This window comes from Agarivorans sp. DSG3-1, from assembly GCF_046774965.1.
Lineage (GTDB): Bacteria > Pseudomonadota > Gammaproteobacteria > Enterobacterales > Celerinatantimonadaceae > Agarivorans.
The window spans coordinates 4,556,712-4,577,783 of sequence record NZ_CP177241.1; the positions used below are offsets into that span (position 1 = coordinate 4,556,712).

At 45.5% G+C, this 21,072-nt stretch carries 18 protein-coding genes; 7 read left to right on the forward strand and 11 right to left on the reverse strand.

Annotated features, from left to right (window positions below; translation table 11 throughout):
* Nucleotides 1-4: 4 nt before the first annotated feature.
* The 3 genes from ACLD71_RS21190 to ACLD71_RS21200 all read left to right on the forward strand — a co-directional run bounded on the left by ACLD71_RS21190 (nucleotide 5) and on the right by ACLD71_RS21200 (nucleotide 2,710).
* On the forward strand, nucleotides 5-907 hold the full coding sequence (locus tag ACLD71_RS21190; protein WP_411991984.1) for a LysR family transcriptional regulator: 903 nt from the start codon (nucleotides 5-7) through the stop codon (nucleotides 905-907).
* Between the two features lie 94 nt (nucleotides 908-1,001).
* Nucleotides 1,002-1,694, forward strand: coding sequence for a hypothetical protein (locus ACLD71_RS21195; RefSeq protein ID WP_137671705.1), 693 nt, complete (start codon nucleotides 1,002-1,004; stop codon nucleotides 1,692-1,694).
* A 203-nt stretch (nucleotides 1,695-1,897) separates the two neighbouring features.
* A complete protein-coding gene (locus tag ACLD71_RS21200; protein WP_411991986.1) occupies nucleotides 1,898-2,710 on the forward strand; it encodes a M14 family metallocarboxypeptidase in 813 nt (270 codons plus the stop codon).
* A gap of 39 nt (nucleotides 2,711-2,749) precedes the next feature.
* Here ACLD71_RS21200 and ACLD71_RS21205 read toward each other — a convergent pair whose 3' ends face one another.
* Nucleotides 2,750-5,458, reverse strand: a complete 2,709-nt coding sequence (locus ACLD71_RS21205; protein ID WP_137671707.1) for a bifunctional acetate--CoA ligase family protein/GNAT family N-acetyltransferase — start codon at nucleotides 5,456-5,458, stop codon at nucleotides 2,750-2,752.
* Between the two features lie 318 nt (nucleotides 5,459-5,776).
* Here ACLD71_RS21205 and ACLD71_RS21210 point away from each other — a divergent pair, with 318 nt between their 5' ends.
* A complete protein-coding gene (locus tag ACLD71_RS21210) occupies nucleotides 5,777-6,181 on the forward strand; it encodes a CBS domain-containing protein (protein ID WP_137671708.1) in 405 nt (134 codons plus the stop codon).
* Nucleotides 6,182-6,240: 59 nt separating this feature from the next.
* Here the strand turns inward: ACLD71_RS21210 and ACLD71_RS21215 are convergent, their stop codons facing one another.
* From ACLD71_RS21215 to pomA, 4 genes are all read right to left on the reverse strand, one after another.
* Nucleotides 6,241-6,744 (reverse strand): glycine cleavage system protein R, encoded by a 504-nt coding sequence (locus ACLD71_RS21215; protein WP_411991988.1) that lies wholly within the window; start codon nucleotides 6,742-6,744, stop codon nucleotides 6,241-6,243.
* Nucleotides 6,745-6,956: 212 nt separating this feature from the next.
* Nucleotides 6,957-8,417: a tRNA uracil 4-sulfurtransferase ThiI gene (gene thiI / locus ACLD71_RS21220; RefSeq protein ID WP_411991990.1), complete on the reverse strand. Its 1,461-nt coding sequence runs from the start codon at nucleotides 8,415-8,417 to the stop codon at nucleotides 6,957-6,959.
* A gap of 177 nt (nucleotides 8,418-8,594) precedes the next feature.
* Complete coding sequence (locus ACLD71_RS21225) at nucleotides 8,595-9,512, reverse strand: flagellar motor protein MotB (protein ID WP_303510990.1); 918 nt, start codon at nucleotides 9,510-9,512, stop codon at nucleotides 8,595-8,597.
* An 11-nt stretch (nucleotides 9,513-9,523) separates the two neighbouring features.
* Entirely contained in the window at nucleotides 9,524-10,288 is a 765-nt protein-coding gene (pomA, locus tag ACLD71_RS21230; RefSeq protein WP_137671712.1) for a flagellar motor protein PomA, read from the reverse strand.
* Between the two features lie 206 nt (nucleotides 10,289-10,494).
* Between pomA and ACLD71_RS21235 the strand changes: the two genes are divergently transcribed.
* From ACLD71_RS21235 to dxs, 3 genes are read left to right on the forward strand one after another with little or no spacing between them, the layout of a single operon-like run.
* Nucleotides 10,495-10,758, forward strand: a complete 264-nt coding sequence (locus ACLD71_RS21235) for an exodeoxyribonuclease VII small subunit (RefSeq protein ID WP_137671713.1) — start codon at nucleotides 10,495-10,497, stop codon at nucleotides 10,756-10,758.
* Nucleotides 10,755-11,642 (forward strand): (2E,6E)-farnesyl diphosphate synthase, encoded by an 888-nt coding sequence (gene ispA / locus ACLD71_RS21240; protein WP_411991992.1) that lies wholly within the window; start codon nucleotides 10,755-10,757, stop codon nucleotides 11,640-11,642. Before ACLD71_RS21235 ends, ispA begins: the two co-directional genes overlap by 4 nt.
* Before the next feature lie 34 nt (nucleotides 11,643-11,676).
* Nucleotides 11,677-13,554: a 1-deoxy-D-xylulose-5-phosphate synthase gene (gene dxs / locus ACLD71_RS21245; RefSeq protein WP_411991993.1), complete on the forward strand. Its 1,878-nt coding sequence runs from the start codon at nucleotides 11,677-11,679 to the stop codon at nucleotides 13,552-13,554.
* Here dxs and ACLD71_RS21250 read toward each other — a convergent pair.
* The 6 genes from ACLD71_RS21250 to ACLD71_RS21275 form a co-directional block, all read right to left on the reverse strand.
* The gene (locus ACLD71_RS21250) at nucleotides 13,551-15,086 is read right to left on the reverse strand and encodes an ABC transporter substrate-binding protein (protein ID WP_411991995.1); all 1,536 of its coding nucleotides are present in this window, start codon (nucleotides 15,084-15,086) and stop codon (nucleotides 13,551-13,553) included. The genes dxs and ACLD71_RS21250 overlap by 4 nt on opposite strands.
* A 97-nt stretch (nucleotides 15,087-15,183) precedes the next feature.
* Nucleotides 15,184-16,218 carry a peptide ABC transporter ATP-binding protein gene (locus ACLD71_RS21255; protein WP_174235917.1) on the reverse strand — a complete coding sequence of 345 codons (1,035 nt, stop codon included), beginning with the start codon at nucleotides 16,216-16,218 and terminating at the stop codon, nucleotides 15,184-15,186.
* Nucleotides 16,215-17,195, reverse strand: coding sequence for a dipeptide ABC transporter ATP-binding protein (gene dppD, locus ACLD71_RS21260; RefSeq protein ID WP_137671717.1), 981 nt, complete (start codon nucleotides 17,193-17,195; stop codon nucleotides 16,215-16,217). Before dppD ends, ACLD71_RS21255 begins: the two co-directional genes overlap by 4 nt.
* Nucleotides 17,196-17,205: 10 nt before the next feature.
* Entirely contained in the window at nucleotides 17,206-18,108 is a 903-nt protein-coding gene (gene dppC / locus ACLD71_RS21265; RefSeq protein WP_137671718.1) for a dipeptide ABC transporter permease DppC, read from the reverse strand.
* A gap of 14 nt (nucleotides 18,109-18,122) precedes the next feature.
* Nucleotides 18,123-19,133, reverse strand: coding sequence for an ABC transporter permease subunit (locus ACLD71_RS21270; RefSeq protein ID WP_137671719.1), 1,011 nt, complete (start codon nucleotides 19,131-19,133; stop codon nucleotides 18,123-18,125).
* Nucleotides 19,134-19,191: 58 nt separating this feature from the next.
* Nucleotides 19,192-20,787 carry an ABC transporter substrate-binding protein gene (locus ACLD71_RS21275; protein WP_303549983.1) on the reverse strand — a complete coding sequence of 532 codons (1,596 nt, stop codon included), beginning with the start codon at nucleotides 20,785-20,787 and terminating at the stop codon, nucleotides 19,192-19,194.
* Nucleotides 20,788-21,072: the final 285 nt, after the last annotated feature.

Sequence of the window (21,072 nt, forward strand, 5' to 3'; positions counted from 1 at the left end):
AAAAATGCCAAATGTAGATGACTTAATTTTGTTTGCCAATGTAGTTGAGCAAGGATCCTTTAGCCGCGTTGCGGAACAACGAGAGCTTACTAACTCAGTGATTAGCAAACGAGTGGCTCGTTTAGAGCAAGAGCTATCGGTACAACTGCTATATCGCACTACCCGTAAACTCTCGCTAACCGAAGCAGGCCAAGCGCTATTTCTTCAAGCCAAAGATATTGCGCTAAGCGCACAAGAAGCCTTTGCGGAGGTAGGCGAATACGGAGAAAGCCTGAGCGGGAAAATTAAAATCAGTGTGCCCACCATTTCTGGCGAATTACTGCTGGCAGAAGCCTTAGCGTCGTTTTGTGAGCAATACCCAGACATTAGCGTGGATATGTCGATGGATAACCGCTTTGTAGACTTATTAGAAGGCGGTTTTGACTTGGCGATTAGAACCGGCAGCTTGCCTGATTCCTCGTTGATTGCTCGCCACATTATTGACTCACATTGGGTGGTGGTTGCCAGCCCCCGCTACTTGGCGAAGAGAGGTATTCCGTGGACACCCGACGAGCTCACCAAACATCGCTGCTTAAGCTACAGCTACCAAGAAGGTGGCGCTGAGGAGTGGATGTTTCACAGTAAGCAGCAAACTCAAGCCGTTCGAGTAAACAGTGGCTTTAGTACCAACAATGCCAGAGCCTTAAGAACCGCAGCAATAGCAGGACACGGGGTAATTTATGTACCTCGCTGCTTGGTACATGAAGACTTAGCCGCAGGGCGCTTACAGGAGATATTGGTAGGCCAAGCCGCCAAAGTACTCGGTATTTACGCGGTCTATCCTTTCACTCGCCAACAACCGAAAAAAATCAAATTACTTATTGAGCATATTCGCCAGCGCTATTTAGCCATCGCCGAATATTTTTAGCGCGCTTCACAACTTACTAAAAATGAGTAGTATTCGTTAGTTAAGATAAAAAATCCCCCTATACTGAGGGTATTCAACTGGTAAGAGCAATCTCTTGAAAAACCTTGTGGCTTGTTTAAGTTTAAGTCTACTCAGTACTTCAGTTATCGCTGCGGCGCTAATGAAGGTAGCTGTGCTCGACTTTGATTTAGATGAAGGTGAAGATGAACCGGGTTTAGATTACTTAGTAGAGGCTGCTAGACAAATTGATATTGAGCTCGAACTAATCCCCCTGCCTGAAGCGCGAGCCAGTCGCTTGTTAGAGTTAAACCTATTAGATGGTGAAGCTTTTCCTTACGATATTCCCAGCAGAAAAACTGACAACATGCTGAAAATAGATGTGCCTATTGAATCTTCAAAGTTGTGGATTTGGGTGCCTCACGATCAGAACTGCGTCTCCCACCCTGACCAGCTGAGTAACTTTAAGCCGGTTGGTTTAAGTGGTATCCCCTACTTCAACATTTTTTATCAACTCTCTGACGTTGGCTTTGAGAAAGTATCCTCGCCAAAACTAATGGTAGAAATGCTGCGGCGAGGTCGCGCCGACTACTTTGCAGCCAGCAAGCGCTCGGTCGAATTTATCTACAGCGCTCAAGAGAAACAGCAAATCAAATCCTGCTTTAACCAACACTTTATCGAAATCACAAGCTACTTTTACCTGAATAAAAAACACCAAGCCATTGCCGAGCTATTGGAGCAAGAACTATTAGAAGTGGTGAATTCACACCCCGATGATGATGACGATTAATATTTAGCATTCTCATTATTCAGCTAAACCTGCTACCTAAAACCATCTTTATAAAACGCATTTAAGCCCATGTTCCTAAAACACTTTAGCTTATGGCCAGCCAATAACAATACCGAGGCTAAAATAGTGAATGACACTAGAGCTCAAGCAAAAGTGCTGGTAGTGTTAGCCTATTCATCACATAACATGCAGGAGCTTAGCTTGTGAGCCGTTCTTCATTTCAACAGTTTCATTGGCAATCGAGCCAGTTCAAAAGTGCCAGCAATGATATTGATAGCTTTTATTCTTTACTCGCCGAGCAAATGCAGCGTTTAGGAATGCAGCAGCAAACACTTGGTGAAGTTGACGCTTACCCACTTGATCTTTACCAATCTCCTAACCCGCACTCTTCACGCCCAAACTTACTGATTAGTGCTGGTTTTCACGGTGAAGAAGCAGCTGGGCCTTGGGGCATGTTAAAGTTTCTCTCACAGCTAGATAGTGAGGTTTTCAACAAGATTAATCTTAGTTTACTGCCACTGGTAAACCCTACTGGGTTTAAAGCCGGCCATCGTTTCAACCAATATGGTGAAAACCCTAACCGAGGTTTTGAGTTTGCCGCCGGACGTGCGCTTGAAAGTGCCGATAGCTCTGCAGAAGGCAAACTGCTGATTGCTCAACAAGACTTGCTAAAAGCACTTAGTACAGATGGCATACTCACTTGCCACGAAGACGTGCTGCAGCATAACTGTTATGTCTATTCTTTTGAGCCTGAACAAGCCGCCGGTGCATTTAGCCTTAGTTTACGCGACAGCTTAGCGGGCTTTTTTGAAGTGGCTGCGGACAACAGTATCGATGGTTGCCCCTTAGATAAGGGCTTAATCCACAACCACTACGATACCTCGTTTGAATCTTGCTTGGTAAGATTAGGGGCTAAAAGGGGCGCTTGTAGCGAAACCCCTGCACTGGAAGACTTTGACCAACGGATAGATGCAAACTGCGCTGTAATGCAGCAGTTTGTTGCTTTTAGTCTCTAGGCCCTTAAGTTTTACATTTTACAGCCTAAGGATTCACTCTTAGGCTGGTGTTACTCTTTCAGCAGTTTGTAAATCTAACTGCATTTCTATCACCCCATCTTCCAGTTCAAACTTCACTCTAAACCCTAAATGTTTGGCTAAGCCTGCCATGCCTCGGTTTTGAATCATTGTCATCCCACTCAAGGTTTGGGTGCCCATTGCCTGATAATAAGCAATAAGCTTTTGCAGTAGCTGCTTGCCTAAACCCTGACCTTGTAAGTCACTTCTTACCACCATGGCAAACTCTGCATCAAGGTTATCTGGATCAATGCTCGCCCTTACTACGCCAAGGATGGCTCGGTCGTCTTCAGCGCTCTCGTCTACCGCAATAAAAGCCATCTCGCGGGCGTAATCAATTTGCGTAAGCAGCGCCATCTCTTCATGCGTCATTTGCCCTCTCGCGCCAAAGTAGCGCTTGTAACGGTCTTCTTCGGTAAGTGAAGAGTCAAAGGCTAAATGCTTGGGTTCGTCTTCTGGCAAAATAGGACGCAGCAATACTTTGCTACCATTTTTAATCTGGCAATATTCTTCTAATTCTTTGGGATAGGGGCGAATTGCCAAGCGCTGTCCTAAGCCTTGCTCAGCCGCTTGCAAGCGCATATTTACATCTAGCAAGGTAATGTTATCGCCTGCTGCGAGTACCGGGTTAAGGTCTAAACGAGCAATCTCTGGGCAATCAATCACCAAATCAGATAAGCGGGTGAGCATGGTACATAAGGCTTCCATTTTTAGCCCATTAGGCAAACGCCGGTCTCTAATTTTTTGCGCCTTAAGGGCAGAAATTACCAAGTAACGGGACAAACTCATATTCAGTGGCGGCAAAGCTACTGCGGCATCTTGGGTTTCATCCCACTCCGAGCCCCCCTCGCCTAAAAATATCGCAGGGCCAAACACCGGGTCGTTAATCACTGCCACTCGCAACTCTTGTGCTCCAGCGGTTAAGGCCATGCGCTGTAAAACCATCCCTTCAACTCTGGCTTGAGGGTAGGCCTGCTGAACCCTATCCAGCATTGATTCTGCGGCAATCTTAAGCTCTTGTTGGTTGTTAATGTTTAGACTGACACCGTGTACATCGGATTTATGCAAAATATCTGGGGATTGAATTTTCAGCGCCACCGGGTAACCAATATCTTCGGCACACGCGATAGCTTCTGCCACATCATGCACCAACCATGTATCGATAGTTTGCAAACCAAAAGCTTGCAGCAAAGGTTTAGCTTCATGGGTTTCTAATACAAATTTTTGCTGTTCTAGAGCACTTTGCAAAATCTGCTTCGCGCTTTGGTCAACGGCGGTTTCCACAGCAGTACTTGGGGTTTCTGAGAGCAGTTTCTGATTACGCCTAAATTCTACCATGTGCATAAACGCACCCACCGCTCCCTCTGGGGTGCGGTAAGTGGGAATGCCCGCTTTGGTAAATGCCATACGCCCTGGGTACGCCGTGGCTTCTCCCATCCAATTGGTGAGAATATTTAACCGCCGTGCTTTGCTATCTTGCTTAATCACCTTGATTAACGCCTCAGCGGTAGACTCGGCTCCCGCCAATGCCGACGGCGCGTGCATTAGTAACAAGGCATCAGCTTCACCGCTACTTGCGACAATGTCTAAGGCTTGGGCATAACGTGAAGGATCGGCATCACCAACAATATCTAAGGGGTTTTGCCCCGACCATGCGCTAGGTAAAACTTCAGACAACTTCGCTAAGGTCTCTTCGGAAAACTCAGCTAGCTTACCGCCGCGCTCCATCAAGGCATCAACCGCCAATACTGCTGGACCACCGCCATTACTCAAAATGGCTAGTCGTTCACCTTGCAAAGGATTGGCATAGGTCAGCGTTTCTACTGCAGCGAATAACTCATGTAAATCTTTAACCCTCAGCATACCAGCACGCTTAAAAGCCGCATCGTAAACCGCATCGTTGCCCACTAGGCCACCAGTATGTAAAGAAGCCGCCTTGGCCCCCACACTACTGCGCCCAGATTTAATCACCAAAATTGCTTTATTACGCGAGGCTGCCCGCGCCGCAGACATGAAACGTTGAGTATCTTTTACCGAATCGATATACAGCATAATTACTTGGGTTTTGGCATCTCGAGACAAATAGTCGAGTAGCTCACCAAAGTCGATGTCTAACGCATCTCCTAGGGAAATAAACGAGGAAAAACCTATGCCTTTATCATTAGCCCAATCAAGTACTGTGGTACACACCGCAGCAGATTGAGACACAAAAGCAATTTTTCCAACTTGGCTATTAGCATGAGCAAAAGACGCGTTAAGCCCAAGCTGGGGCAGCATAATGCCTAAACTGTTCGGCCCCAAAATACGCATACCGTAGCGTTGAGCCAATGCGAGTATTTGCTCGGTAACCGTTTGCTGTGGTTCATCAACACTTATGTCTAAACCACCGGCAGTAATAATGGCCGCCTTACAGCCAAACTGACCCAGCTTTTCTATTACCTCTGGCAGGCGAGTGGCGTTCACACACACCACCGCTAAATCGGGCCGCTGCGGTAACTTCTCAATGCTCGGGTAAGCAAGCACGCCCAGCACGGCTTTATACTTAGGGGTTACCGGCATTACTGGGCCATTAAACCCAGCACTCATCAAGTTCTTCATCACCACGTTGCCGGGGCGTAAAGCACGGTTTGATGCACCAATCACCGCAATAGATTTTGGAGAAAACAAGTCATGCAATTTGCGTTGGCTCATTCCAGCTGTCTCGCTTTTGCTTTTAGCTAATTAGGCTTAAGTGTAACGCTTATCTTAAAAGACTAAGGTATTCATTGTTCACAGTATTTACACTCTACTACCAAGGTCGCAGTCTACCGAGTGTTATCTGGGTAAGTACTTTGAACGAAAATGCCTTTAAGCTAAATAATCAGGCTATTACGTAACATAGCATCTACAATTATTTTAAAGTCACCCTGGTTTTTTTAACTCGCACTAGTTTTTTATACAAACAACTGGACAAAAAGCGTTTTTTTTATTCATATCTTAAAGAAACCCTGCAATTTTAAGGAAGAAAGCATGGCGTTAACCTCTATTCGCGCGATCGATTACATGACTAAAAATCCGGTAACGGTACAACCTACTACCTCGTTGTTTGAGGCTATCGACATCATGCTTGCTGCAAAAGTATCGGGTGCCACAGTAATAAACCAGCAACGTGAAGTGGTTGGAGTCATTTCTGAAATAGACTGTTTACAGGCGATTTTAAAAGGTACTTACCACGGAGAGATTGGTGGAAGTGTTGCCGATTTTATGACTGAAGAGGTGGATGTTATTGGCACTGACATGGACATACTGGCAGTAGCAGAAAAACTGATTAAGGAAAAACGCCGCAGAATGCCCGTAGTACAAAATGGTAAGTTTATTGGCCAATACAGTATTCGCAGTATTCTTAACGCGGTGAAAGAGTTTAATCTCAAGTAGCAAATAACAAAAAGGGCCGCTTATTGCCGCCCTTTACAACTTACCCGCTTAACGCACATTTAGTGAGCTTGGTTCACCACCATTTGCGATTGCAAACTTTCAATCTCAGCAATAATGCTCGCCGTGTTTTCACTGTCTGGCACCATGAGGTCAAGCTCGGCAGTAAATACATTCCCTCCGGCCTCCGGCACACTAACACGATGACACTCAAGCTTATTAACGTTCACCCCATGCCCCACCAACAAACGTGTAATATCGTTAATCAGTCCTGGTCTATCTTCGGCATCAATCACTAAGCGCAGAGATTCTGATTGCGATAGATGCGCAGGTTTACAATCGTGAATATCAAGCTGAACACCGTCTACATTAAGAAGCGCATCTTGTAAGGTTTGGCTATTTTTTTGTGGAACTTGAACTTTGAAGATACAGGCAAATTGCCCATCGAGGTTAACTACGCGACTGCTTAGCCACTTTCCCTGCTGAGAATGCGTTATATCGGCTAAGCGATTTAGCGTACCGGGTTTATCTTCGCCCACTGCGGTAACTAAAAATAGAGCGCTCATACTTCTACCCCTTTTTGTGCTAAAACCTACTCTAAGTTTATACCACCTGAGAGTGAACGGTGTGATAAAACTCCTAGTTTGAGGCAATTATCAGTAAAAGCTGTTTAAAATGCTAACTGGTAGCAAAAATTCATATTTTTTAATGACTTTTAACTATTTAGCAGACAAAAAAGCCGACGAAAGTCGGCTTAATTCAAGCAGGGCTAAATGAACTATTTGTTGCTATAAACACCAACATTTTTAAAGCCAGCGTCTTGTAAGTACAAGGCTTGTAGTTTGCTCATTACACCGCGATCACAGTACAACATATAGTGCTTGCTTTGATCCAAATCGCCAAACTGGGTGGCTAATTTAAAGAAGGGAATATGTTTCACTTCAACGCCATCCATTGCAAAGGGTTTTAGCTCTAGTTCTTCCATAGAGCGAATATCCAATATTACTGCTTCTTTATCTTGCGCAACCTCTTCGCTATCAACTTCGGTGACTTGCTCGTCGGTTTCTTTAGCAATATCGCGAATATCGGTAATGCGGCTATCTTCAACCACTTTGTCGAGTATAGAGAAATCAAACTTTTCTTCTTCAATAAGCAGTTTAGATTCAACCGCCTTCACCGTCGGTTTGTTAGAAATAACACCGCAGTACTCCGGCATAGTTTCCGCGAAATCATTGGTGCCAATGCGCTTAGCAACATCAATAATGTCTTGCTTGTCGGTAGCAATAAGCGGGCGCAATATCAAGGTTTCAGATACCCGGTCAATCATGCTTAAGTTTACTAAGGTTTGACTAGACACTTGGCCAACTGCTTCGCCGGTCACCAAGGCTGGTATATCCAGTTTCTTAGCTACCTCAGAAGCAGCCCGCACCATCATTCGTTTAAGCACAACACCCATTTGGCCGTTGTCTACCTTCTCAAGAATTTCGTTTACCACTGGGTCAAAATCTACGGCGACAAATTTCACCCGATGAGATGAGCCAAAACGTTTCCAAAGATGATGAGCAACTTGTTTAACACCTAGTTCGTGAGCACGCCCACCAAGGTTAAAGAAACAATAATGCACCTTGGCGCCACGCTTAATGAGCTGGTAACTTGATACACCAGAGTCAAAGCCGCCAGAGATGAGTGACAGAACACTTTCTTGTGTAGCTATCGGGAAACCGCCTAGGCCTTCATGTTTGGCCTTAACCAGATAAACATCTTCGTCAGATATCTCTAGTTTTACCGTCTCATCTGGATTCTTTAAGCGCACCCCATTGCTTTCGCAATGCTGGTTAAGGCCGCCACCAACATAACGCTCTACTTCAATTGATGAGAAATCATGCTTACCGCTACGTTTTACTCGAACACAAAAGGTTTTACCTTTTAAGCGGTCTTTCCACACCTCATAAGTCAGTTCATAAATACTGTGTAAATCAGTAAAAGTATGCTGAGATACTTCTAGAAAATGCACTATTCCCGGTGTAGACGACAAGGCTTCGATAACCGCCGCTCGGTTTTCTTCGCTTTCGTTACGCGAAGTGACCACCATTCGATCCCAGTCTAGGCGTACGCGAATCGTTTCATCGATAGGACTAATTACATTACGAATATTGCTTTGCAGGATTTTGCTGAAGCGCTTGCGAACTGGCTTACTCTTCATAGCAATTTCTGGAAATAGTTTAACGATGAACTTCATAACTCTGGGGCCTTGATAAATTTGGGCGCGAATTATACCGCGAGTTATGGCAGTGAGCCAATCTTGTTTATTTTAGGCTAAGAACAAGTGCAATACTTTTCTGAATAAAACGCAAAGCGAAGTAAAAAAGAGAGGACAAAAAAAGAAACTCGCCGGTATTAGCGGCGAGGTAAATAACTATTGTGCGTCGGAGACCGCGATCTCACCAGATTGAGAGGCTTTACCTTGCATAATGCCTATCTCTACACGGCGGTTGCGGCGACGATTTTCCAAGGTATTGTTTTTAAGCAGCGGTTGAGTATCTGCCACGCCACTTACTATCAACCGTTCTTCGGCAAACCCTTGTACCTTAATCAGCTCATGTGCCACCGATACCGCGCGTTGGCTAGAAAGATCCCAGTTTGAACGATACAGCTCCGATTCAGCTTGTTGATTATCGGTATGCCCAGACACCGTAACGATGCCCGGAATATCTTTAATCACTTCGCCCACACGGCGAATTACCGGCCTAAACTTAGGCTGCAAAAATGCCGAACCAGAAGGAAATGCGCCTTTTTCTCGGACGCGAATAATAATTTGCTGGCCTAATGACTCTACTTCAATTGCGCCATCTTCAATTTGGTCTCGCAATTGTTGAGCAATCCGCTTAGCGGTTTCATTTTGCTGAGCTTGAGTCTCTGATTGGCTTTGTGAAGATTGAGCTTGAGTAGCAGAGGCGCGGCCGCCGGTCTGTTGGCCTGCAGCTTTTTGCTGCCCGCCCGCATCGGCTTCTTCACCATCATGAAACTCCAGCTTGGCCTGAGTCATGTCAATGGTCTGCTGCATGATGGTTTCAATTGGTGTGGGTTCGGGCCGACCAGGGCGAAACTCCTGGGCAATCACCGAGGTTCCTTTGGGAATATCTTTTACTTCCAACAGGTTCTGCACACCAAAGGCATACTTCATCGACCCAGCGATTTGTTTAAACTTTAATACGTCCATCTCCGAGAATGCCAATAGCAATACGAAGAAACACATCAACAAAGACATAAGATCGGCAAAGGTGCCCATCCATGCGGGCAAACCTTCGGGGGGACATTTGCAAGGTTCTTCCATTACTGCGTCACCTATTCGTCGGTTGTACCAAGAGAGCGCTTACCTTCCGGCAGATAGTTTTTCAACACGCCTTCGATCACACGCGGATTTTGCCCATCTTGGATCCCTAATACCGCATCTAAAATAAGACTACGATTTAGCTTTTCTTCACCGGCACGCAGCAATAGCTTCTCACTAATGGGAATCGCCACCATATTAGCTAAAATGGCACCGTACAAGGTCGTTAACAAGGCTACCGCCATGGCAGGACCAATAGACTTAGGGTCATCCATGTTAGACAACATCGCTACCAAACCAATTAGCGTACCAATCATACCCATTGCCGGCGCCACATCGCCTAGAGCTTTGAATATGCCTGCGCCAAACTCGTGGCGTTCAGAAGTGAGAGAAATATCTTTCTCCATGGTGGCACGCACTACGTCAGCGTCGTGACCATCAACTAGCATATCAATGCCTTTTTGCATAAAGGGATTGGTGATCTCAGCTTCTTCCAAAGCTAAAAAGCCCCCTTTACGGGCAGCGTCAGCCATTTCAACTGAGCGCTCAATTAAATCATCGGGTTTGTCGGCCTTAAACATAAAAGCTTTGGCCGCAATTTTAATTGCACCCAAAAACTGGCCGAGGTTGTATTTCATCAATACAACGAATAACGAACCACAAAAAACAATCAGTACCGAAGGGATATCGATGAAAATCTCAATCCCGCCCCCCATCACCATCGCCATTACAACAAACGCGAAGGCGCCGATAATCCCAATCAGCGTTGCTAAATCCACTGCTTTTTCCTTTTAACCTGTAGCCTAGAGATTCTAATTAAACTAATACTAGTCTACTCCCAAAACAGAATCGAAGGTAATTTTGTGTTCTCATATCAATATCTTGACACACCAAGCTCTTCTATATTTATCGACCAAAATAAAAATACTTGAGTCGCATGTTTGACCTGCCTATACGCCTAGGGTAACTTTGCGCCAGCATAAGTATGAGAGAGGCCTTGGCTGTGGTTGCAAAAAAACCAGAAAAGATGAAGTTTGAAGAGACTTTAAATGAACTTGAGGACATTGTTCAACAATTAGAACAAGGTGAGTTAAGCCTCGAAGATTCACTCAAACAATTTGAGCGCGGTATCGGCCTTGCTAACGCTGGACAAGCAAAACTGCAGCAAGCTCAGCAACAGGTTGAGATACTTCGTCAAGGTCCAAACGGCGATACTTTAGAACCGCTGTCTCAGGAGTCTTCTGAGTGAATACTACTTTAGCCAGCACCATCGCTGACTATCAATCACAAATTAATGCGCACTTAGACCAAATACTAGAGCAGCAAACAGTAAACGACCCGCGTTTATTGGCCGCTATGCGCCATGGTTTATTGCTAGGCGGAAAAAGAGTTCGCCCGCTGCTTGTTTATATCGTAGGTCAATTAACCGGAGCTTCCACAGAGCTACTTAATACTGCAGCAGCAGCCGTTGAATGCGTTCACGCTTATTCGCTTATTCATGATGATTTACCTGCCATGGACGACGATGATCTACGCCGCGGCCAAGCAACTTGCCATATCGCCTTTGACGAAGCCACTGCAATTTTAGCCGGTGATGCCCTGCAAAGTTTGGCGTTTAGTTTAATTGCTGATGCTCCAGCCAGTGATGCGCAAAAAGTCGCTATGCTAAAAGTGTTAAGCCAGGCAGCCGGATATAATGGCATGTGTGGCGGACAAGCCTTAGATATTGCAGCAACCAATCAAACAATAAGCTTGCAGCAGTTAGAAACCGTTCACCAACATAAAACCGGCGCTATTATTAAAGCAGCGGTGATGCTAGGCGCAATTTGCGCCAATATTACCCAGCCAAATGAACAACAAGCTTTAGCTCGTTATGCCGATGCGTTAGGCTTAGCTTTTCAAGTTAGAGATGACATTTTAGATATAATTAGTGATACCGATACTTTAGGAAAACCTCAAGGCTCTGATGAGGCGCTAAACAAAAGCACATACCCAAGTTTGCTAGGCTTGGACGGCGCCATAGAAAAGGCTGAATTGCTAGGTAAAGAAGCGCTGTTAGCTTTAGAGAGTTTGCCTTACAATGGTGAGTTGCTAGCCTCATTGGCTGATTATGTCGTGCATCGAAACAACTAGTCGTCAACAATAAAAATAATGATAAGCATTTTATATGACACTGAATATTAAAGATTACCCAACTCTTGCTCTTGCAGACCTGCCTCCGCAGCTGCGCCAACTAGAGCAACAGCAGCTTCCCGAACTATGTGACGAACTTCGCCAGTATCTACTTAACAGTGTTAGCCAGTCGAGTGGCCATTTAGCCTCAGGCTTAGGCGCAGTTGAACTCACAGTTGCCTTGCATTACGTATACAACACACCCTTTGATAAATTGGTTTGGGATGTTGGTCATCAGGCTTACCCGCACAAAATTCTTACTGGTCGCCGTGAAAAAATGTCGACCATTCGTCAGTTTAAAGGTTTACACCCTTTCCCATGGCGTGGTGAAAGTGAGTACGACGTATTAAGCGTAGGCCACTCTAGCACCTCAATTGGTGCAGCCTTAGGCATGGCGATAGCCGCTGAAAAAGAACAACAGGGCCGTAAAGTGGTGGCCGTGATTGGCGATGGCGCCATGACCGCCGGTATGGCTTTTGAAGCGTTAAACCACGCGGGCGCAATCCACAACGACATGTTAGTGATATTAAATGACAACGAGATGTCGATTTCGGAAAACGTTGGCGCGCTCAATAACTCGCTAGCAAACATTCTTTCAGGCTCGTTGTACTCTTCGCTCCGTGAAGGCGGGAAGAAAGTACTCAGCGGTATGCCCCCTATTAAAGAGCTAGCTCGCCGCGCTGAAGAACACCTTAAAGGCATGGTAGTACCTGGCACTTTATTTGAAGAATTTGGCTTTAACTACATTGGCCCTATTGATGGCCATGATGTAAAAGGCTTAGTGCGAACATTAAGCAATATGCGAGACTTAAAAGGTCCGCAAATTTTGCATGTAATGACCAAAAAAGGGAAAGGCTATTTACCCGCCGAACAAGACCCTATTGGTTACCACGGCGTGCCTAAATTTGACCCTAGCCAAAGTAACCTACCTAAAAGCAAAGGTGCCGCGCCTACGTTCTCTAAAGTATTTGGCGATTGGTTATGTGACATGGCCGCCAAAGATAAAAAGCTAATGGGGATTACCCCAGCGATGCGCGAAGGTTCGGGCATGGTGCGCTTTTCTAAAGAGTTCCCTGAACAATACTTCGACGTAGCCATCGCTGAGCAGCACGCAGTGACCTTTGCCGCTGGATTAGCCATTGCTGGCTATCAACCAGTTGTGGCTATTTACAGTACCTTTTTACAGCGCGCCTACGACCAGTTGATTCATGACGTAGCCATTCAAAACTTGCCGGTGTTATTTGCTATCGACCGCGCCGGCATTGTTGGTGCAGACGGCCCAACTCACCAAGGTGCTTTTGATTTAAGCTACTTAAGAGCAGTACCTAACTTAGTAATTATGGCCCCCGCCAACGAAGATGAATGTAGGCAAATGCTCTACACAGGCCATTTACATCAGGGGCCTGCTGCGGTTCGCTACCCTCGTGGCGGCGCAGATAATACGCCAATCAACGATGCAATGAGCGCCATAGAGATTGGTAAAGCCAGGGTATTACGCGAAGGTAAAAAGATTGCCATTCTCAACTTTGGTAGCTTGTTATGTAAAGCCGCTCCTGTAGCCGAACACCTCGATGCAACACTGGTAGACATGCGCTTTGTTAAGCCGCTAGACAAAGACTGCATTCGCCAGTTAGTCGAGAGCCATGAGATAATTGTAACGGTTGAAGAAAATGCCATTTTGGGTGGCGCCGGTTCTGCAGTTAATGAGTTTTTATTTGCTGAACAACTTAACCAAGTAAAAGTACTTAATATTGGCTTACCCGACAATTTTGTTGAGCAAGGTAGCCAAGATGAAATATACCAACTATTAGGTTTAGACAGCGTAGGCATTCAACAAAAAATCGAAGACTTTAACAATAAGCCTTCTCGTTAATCTAACACCTGTAAACGTTCAAACAATGGGAATGGACTAGCCCGATTCATATTTTCAATATTAATCCGCTGGTTCAATGCCCATATCTTTCGTTGCCAATATAAAGGCACAAACACCGCTTCTTGGTATAATTGCTGCTCAAGATATTGAATAATCTTGTCGCGTTTTTCTTCATCAAGCTCTTGCTCGCCAGCCAATATAAGCTGGGTCACCTTTTCATTCCGGTAAGACAAGCAACCAGCCGTTTGCGGGCTTGTGCCGGTATCCTCAATGAACATAGAGCGAGCAATACTTAATACATCACCAGCATCACTTTGGCGGCGCGTTAACATCACATCACTTGCGCAGTTTTCAATATTGGCTTGATACTCTTGTTCATCTAACCATTCTGGAACGAGGGTGATGTTGACCCGATCCAACATCGACACCAATTGCGGTACCACTTTAGAGTGCTCACCAAATAGCTGTTTGGGGACTGCAATAGTAAGCGTAAAGCCATCTTCAAAACCCGCTTGCTGCAGCAATTGATGCGTCAGTAATAGGTTATAGCGCGGCAACAATTCTTTATTGTAACCAGGAAGACCAGGGATGCTTAACTGGGTAGACGCTAAAGCGTAAGGCCCCAACACTTCAGCTAACCTAACATTATCAATCGCCAAGTTTAACGCTTGGCGTACCCGCCGATTAGCCAGCGCGGGATGGCGTTGATTTAATTCAATGGCCAACCACTTTAGACCCTCGGTCTGAATAACCGATAGTTGCGGGTCTTTATTTAACAGCTCTACATAGTTATCGGGTACATGGTCTACCACATCCACATCGCGAGAAAATAAGCTCGCCATGCGCATTTCAGACTGCACAATTGGCACCACTTTAATTTGCGTAATATTACTGCGCTTGTTACGCCAATATTCAGGGTTGACGGAAAACTCGGTCACAATGCCCGGTATGTAACGGGCCAACTTAAAAGGTCCGGTTCCCGATACCGAGGAGACTATCTCGACGTTTTCTAATTCCTGGTTTGCTAGATAAAACTGTTTGTCTGCTGGGAATATATAACTTAAACGCTGAATCAACTCTGAGAATGGTCGGTAGGTGAGCACTTCAAACTGCGAACTATTTAAAGCTTTTAAGCTCTTAATCGGTGCAAACAAACTTTGTAAGTGAGGCTGTTGCTGAATGCGGTTAAAGGTCCACTCTACGTCTTCAGCCGTAAGCGGATTTCCCGAATGAAAAACAACATCATTACGTAACTCAAACTGAATTTGAGTAGGCGATATTATTTTCCACTTGGTCACCAAGCGTGGGGCGACTCTTCCTTGTTGATCAAGTAAAAACAAAGGGTCGAACAACAAGTGGTTGATAAAATTACTGTTAGCATCCACTTCCTCAACAATTACGTTAGGCTCAGCATGAAAAGCCGTTCCCCAAACCAAGGTTTTGGCTGGTGAAACATTTACCCAGCCTACAATTAACACCAATAACAGCGCTATTTTGTGTATTTTAGCTTTGGTTTTATCTAACAATGCCAACGTGAAGAGTCCTTGGTAAGTTTATCCAACTAACTTACACGGGATGAGGCAATAAAAAAAGCGGGACAAGCCCGCTTTTTGTTTGGTTTCGAGATACTTAGGCGATTCGCCCCTCTTCTCGCGCAAAACATGCCACTTGTGCATTTGTTTCGCGAACTAAGGCTGGCTGTTCTTTGTGGCAGCGGTCGTTAGCATAACGACAGCGCGCATGAAACGCACAACCTTGCGGCGGATTAAGTGGCGAAGGCAGTTCACCCTCTAGTTTAATCTTTTCGCGGCGATGAGCTGGGTCTAAACGCGGCGTACTCGACAACAACGCTTGAGTGTATGGGTGTTTAGGGTTAGCAAACAACTCTTCACAAGAGGCGTATTCAACCGCTTTCCCCAAATACATTACCATCACTTCATCGGCAATATGCTCCACCACCGACAAATCATGCGAGATGAAAATGTAGCTTAAGCCCATTTCTTCTTGCAGGTCCATCATCAAGTTTAGCACTTGAGCTTGCACAGACACGTCTAAAGCGGAGACAGGCTCATCGGCTACCACAACCTTAGGGTCTAGCATCAAACCGCGAGCAATGGCGATACGCTGACGCTGACCGCCAGAAAACATATGCGGATAACGGTCATAATGCTCTGGGCGTAAACCTACTTTGGCCAACATCGCTAGGGCTTTTTGCTTACGCTCAGCTTTGCTCATGTCGCTATTGATGACCAAAGGCTCTTCTAAAATGGTCCCCACCTTCTTACGGGGGTTAAGTGAACCATAAGGATTTTGGAAGATAATCTGAATTTTTTGGCGCAATGCTTTAGCGGCATCTTTACCCAAGCTTAAGATATCTTTGCCATCAAAACACAACTCACCAGCGGTAGGTGTTTCAATCATAGTGAGTACGCGAGCCAAGGTTGATTTACCACAACCAGACTCCCCTACTACCGCTAAAGTTTTCCCCTTTGCAAGACTAAAGCTTACCCCGTCAAGGGCTTTTACTGTAGCGTCTGGCTTAAACATGCCCGCTTTAACGTGGTAATGTTTTTTCACCCCGTTGACCGACAATACCGACTCTTGCTCTTGATTCGCGGGTTGCTCTGAATCTAACGCAGCCGCTTTCATAATAGTGTCACTCATGCGCTTGGTCTCCCTGCTTCATCAAGTGGCGTAAAACAACGCACTTGACGAACGCCCTCTCCCTGCATAGTGGGTTGTTCTTTCTGACAACGCTCTGTGGCATAAGGGCAACGTGGATTAAGCAAACAACCTATCGGGCGATCAAATGCGCCTGGCACTACACCTGGCAGTGCATCTAGGCGGTCTTTGCCCAGTGATGACTCAGGCAACGATCGCAATAGCGCTTGAGTATAGGGATGTTTAGGTTTAGAAAAAATCTGTTCCGCCGGGCCCGTCTCTACTACTTGGCCGGCATACATCACAATCACTCGATGCGCCGCTTCTGCTACTAATGCCAAATCGTGAGTAATTAACACCAAGCCCATGTTCTTTTGCTTTTGCAGATCTAATAACAAATCTACAATTTGCGCCTGAATAGTCACGTCTAATGCGGTGGTAGGTTCATCAGCAATCAATAGTTTAGGATCACAAGCAATCGCCATCGCAATCATCACGCGTTGACTCATACCACCAGACAACTGGTGCGGGTAAGTTTTCAAACGTGATTCAGGGTCAGGAATGCCCACTTGGTCAAGCAATTCAATCACTCGTTGACGGCGCCATTTTTTATCACCGCTTTGGTGAATTTTGAGCGCTTCGCTAATTTGATACTCAACCGTATAACAAGGGTTAAGGCTCGACATTGGTTCTTGGAAAATCATCGCGATTTCGGCACCAGTAATCGCACGGCGCTTATTTTCTGACATGGCCAATAAATCTTGACCTTCAAACTTAAGCGTATCGGCTTTTACCTTACCTGGGTATTCTATCAAGCCCATAATAGACAGTGAGCTTACACTCTTGCCTGAGCCAGACTCGCCTACAATGCCAACAATTTCACCTTTCTCTACGCTGTAACCCACTTGGTCTACCGCGCGAAACGGATTATCGCCATCACCAAATTCAACAGTGAGGTTATTAACTTCTAATAAAGACACAACTAATCTCCTACTGCTTCAATTTAGGGTCGAGTGCGTCGCGTAAACCGTCACCCATTAAGTTAAAGGCTAACACCGTTAACAGAATAACAAGGCCAGGGAAGGTTACGACCCACCAGGCGCGTTGCACAAACTGTAAGGCATCCGCCAACATGCTTCCCCATTCAGGTGTCGGTGGTTGAGCACCTAAGCCTAAGAAGCCTAAAGCAGCCATATCTAAAATAGCGTTAGAAAAACCTAAAGTCGCTTGCACAATAAGTGGTGCAGTACAGTTAGGTAAAATAGTGATGAACATTAAACGCAACGAACTAGCACCTGCTACGCGAGAAGATATTACGTAGTCTTTGTTTAGTTCGGCAATAGTAGAGGCACGCGTTAAACGCACGTAGTGTGGCAAGGATACAATAGCAATCGCCATGGCGGCGTTGAAGATACTTGGACCTAAGATTGCCACAATAGCGATAGCCAACAACAAACTTGGCATTGCTAGCATGATATCTACGGCACGCATAATCACAGTTTCTACTGCACCACGGAAAAATCCAGCGGTTAAACCCAATATTACCCCTAGGCCTAGCGAAAGGGTAACTACCAACACACCAATAAATAGTGATAACTGCGCACCGTGGATAAGACGAGACAAGATGTCCCGGCCTACGTCATCGGTGCCCAGCAAGTAAGCACTGTTGCCACCATCTAACCAAGCAGGAGGTAGTAACAAGGCATCACGATATTGCTCAATCGGTGAATGCGGCGCAATAACGCTGGCAAATATCGCTACGATTAGAATACAAATGATAAAAACCAAGCCAATCACCGCCCCAGTGTTTTGGCTAAAGTAGCCCCAAAACTCCTGCAAAGGTGTTTGAACTTGAGGCCCTGTCGTGGCAGGGCTAGTTGTTTGTTCTGACATTAAATTATGCTCCGTTATTTGCTATGACGGATCCGTGGATTAACCACGCCGTACATAATGTCTACTAGCAAATTAACTACAATAATGATGGTGGCAACGATTAAGATACCGCCTTGTACTACCGGGTAATCACGGCGACCAATAGACTCAATAAGCCACTTGCCAATGCCAGGCCATGCAAAAATAGTCTCGGTTAAAATCGCTCCAGAGAGCAAAATACCTACCTGCAAACCAATAACGGTAATTACTGGAATAAGCGCATTACGCAACGCGTGCACCACAATCACTCGCATTGGCGCCATGCCTTTTGAGCGCGCAGTACGGATATAATCTTCGCCTAATACTTCCAACATAGATGAGCGGGTCATACGGGCAATAACCGCCATTGGAATAGTGCCCAGCACAATGCTTGGTAGTACTAAGTGGTGCAAAGCTGAAGCAAAAGCGCCCTCTTCGCCAGACAGCAAAGTGTCAATCAACATAAAACCGGTGACTTCATCAATCCAATAAGTCACATCAAGCCTACCGGAGACGGGAGTTATCCCTAGGTTCACTGAAAAGACCAGCATTAACAGTAGTGCCCACCAGAATATGGGCATCGAATAGCCGGTTAAGGAAAAGGTCATGACCGAGTGGTCGAATACCGACCCTCGTTTCACCGCCGCTATAATGCCACAGGGCAGCCCCACTAAAATGGCAAATAAAGCAGCACAAGACGCCAGTTCCACGGTTGCGGGAAACAGCGTTAAGAATTCTTCGGTTACCGGTGTCTTGGTAATTAATGAACGGCCAAGATCACCACTCGCAATGTTTTTAACGTAATCAAAATATTGGACCAATAACGGTTGGTCTAAGCCTAATTCGGCACGCAAAGCTGCGTGGCGCTCAGGTGACACGCCTCTTTCTCCTGCCATTACCTCAATCGGGTCGCCAGGGATCAAGCGAATTAAGGTGAAAGTTAAAAGAGTAATGCCGATGAAGGTGGGTATCACCAACATCAATTTTTTTATAATAAACTGGAACATAACTACAGCTCTGTGTCAGAAGGAAGGAAAGGGGCTGTTGCCAGCCCCTTAAGCATGTTTATTTTAGCGACACGCCGTAGAAGTGGTGACCGCCTAGAGGGTCAACCTTAAAGCCTTGAACTTCTTTGCGAATAGGCTTGTAAGCAACTGAGTGAGCGATAGTGATCCAAGGAGCTTGCTCTTTGAAAATCAACTGTGCTTCTTCGTATAGCGGAGCACGTTCGGCTTGAGCAGAAATCTGCTTAGCTTTCATGATCACGTCATTAAATGGTTTATGACACCACATAGCACGGTTACCACCACCAACAGCATCACAACCTAGTAATACGCTTAGGAAGTTATCTGGGTCACCATTGTCACCAGTCCAACCTAATAATACTGTGTCGTGCTCGCCTTGCTTAGAACGCTTAAGGTACTCACCCCATTCGTAGCTAACAATCTCCGCGGTTACACCTACTTTGGCCCAATCAGCTTGAATTACTTCAGCCATACGACGTGCGTTAGGGTTGTAAGGACGCTGAACCGGCATAGCCCAGATATTGGTCTTAAGATCAGTAATGCCCGCTTCAGCTAATAAAGCTTTGGCTTTTACAGGATCGTAAGCGTAATCAACAGTTTTCTCGTTGTAAGACCACATTGTTGGTGGAATTGGGTTTTTAGCAATTTTGCCGCTGCCCTGGAAAACCGCATCAATAATGGCTTGCTTGTTAACAGCAAGGCTCAATGCTTGACGCACTTTAACGTTATCAAACGGTGCTTTTTGAGTGTTAAACGCCAAGTAACCAACGTTCAAACCTTCTTGGCTAAGCAAGTTGATGTCGGCATCTTTTTGCATTTGCTCAACGTCAGCAGGGTTTGGATAAGGCATTACATGACACTCGCCCGCTTTAAGCTTGGCATAGCGTACTGAAGCATCCGGTGTAATTGAGAATACTAAACGGTCAATGGCTGGAGCGCCTTGCCAGTAGTTAGCATTACCAACGTAACGAATGATTGAATCTTTTTGGTATTGTACTTTTTGGAAAGGACCTGTGCCCACCGGGTCTAAGTCTAATTTCTCTGGCGTACCTGCGGCTAGCATCGCGTCGGCTTGCTCAGCTGAAAATACCGATGCAAAGTCCATTGCCATGTTAGCGATGAATGGCGCTTCTGGCTTGCTTAATACAAACTTTACGGTGTAATCGTCAACTTTAACGATATCTTTCACAAGCTCGTTCATGCCCATGCCGCTGTAGTACTCGTAAGAACCACCAGACACTTTGTGGTAAGGATGTTCTGGATCATCTTGACGTTCAAAGGTGAACAATACGTCATCAGCATTAAAGTCGCGAGAAGGTTTGAAGCCTTTCTTTTGAGTATGGAATTTTACGCCTTTGCGTAAGTGGAAAGTATACTCAAGGCCGTCTTCAGACACGTCCCAAGATTCAGCTAGGCCAGGAACAACATTGGTTGTACCTACTTCAAACTCAACCAAACGGTTGAAGATGGTCTTAGAAGACGCATCAAATGTGGTGCCTGCAGTGTATAAACTTGGGTTAAAACCTTCTGGGCTGCCTTCTGAACAGAAGACAAACGTTTGTGTTTTAGCTTGCGCGCTCATCGCTATTGCACTTGCTACAAGTGCGATAGACAGCTTAGCTAATCCTTTTTTCATTATGATTCTCCGTGTGACATCTTGTCATGTATGCCGCCGTTATGGCCGCATTTCCGGTGTGTTTGCGAATAGACTAATAATTATTGTTCTTGATAAATCTAGACCCTGTTCTGCAAATTGTCGGTATTACACCAACATTTGTGAACTGAGTAAGACCTAAACAAGCCTGATCCGCTTTTTGCCCGTAATAAACTAGTATTTTTATCTGCCACTGTAAATAGCATAAACAGCATTTTATAAACCAAATCAAAGCCGAGCCAGTTAAAGTGATTAGGAAGTCGATAT

Coding starts and splice junctions, on each gene's coding strand:
- ACLD71_RS21215 (WP_411991988.1), bottom strand. CDS start 6,744: ATGAGCGCTCTATTTTTAGTTACCGCAGTGGGCGAAGATAAACCCGGT.
- dppC (WP_137671718.1), bottom strand. CDS start 18,108: ATGTCAGAACAAACAACTAGCCCTGCCACGACAGGGCCTCAAGTTCAA.
- ACLD71_RS21270 (WP_137671719.1), bottom strand. CDS start 19,133: ATGTTCCAGTTTATTATAAAAAAATTGATGTTGGTGATACCCACCTTC.
- ACLD71_RS21275 (WP_303549983.1), bottom strand. CDS start 20,787: ATGAAAAAAGGATTAGCTAAGCTGTCTATCGCACTTGTAGCAAGTGCA.
- ACLD71_RS21190 (WP_411991984.1), top strand. CDS start 5: ATGCCAAATGTAGATGACTTAATTTTGTTTGCCAATGTAGTTGAGCAA.
- dxs (WP_411991993.1), top strand. CDS start 11,677: ATGACACTGAATATTAAAGATTACCCAACTCTTGCTCTTGCAGACCTG.
- ACLD71_RS21205 (WP_137671707.1), bottom strand. CDS start 5,458: ATGAGCCAACGCAAATTGCATGACTTGTTTTCTCCAAAATCTATTGCG.
- ACLD71_RS21225 (WP_303510990.1), bottom strand. CDS start 9,512: ATGGAAGAACCTTGCAAATGTCCCCCCGAAGGTTTGCCCGCATGGATG.
- thiI (WP_411991990.1), bottom strand. CDS start 8,417: ATGAAGTTCATCGTTAAACTATTTCCAGAAATTGCTATGAAGAGTAAG.
- ACLD71_RS21235 (WP_137671713.1), top strand. CDS start 10,495: ATGAGAGAGGCCTTGGCTGTGGTTGCAAAAAAACCAGAAAAGATGAAG.
- ACLD71_RS21255 (WP_174235917.1), bottom strand. CDS start 16,218: ATGAGTGACACTATTATGAAAGCGGCTGCGTTAGATTCAGAGCAACCC.
- ACLD71_RS21210 (WP_137671708.1), top strand. CDS start 5,777: ATGGCGTTAACCTCTATTCGCGCGATCGATTACATGACTAAAAATCCG.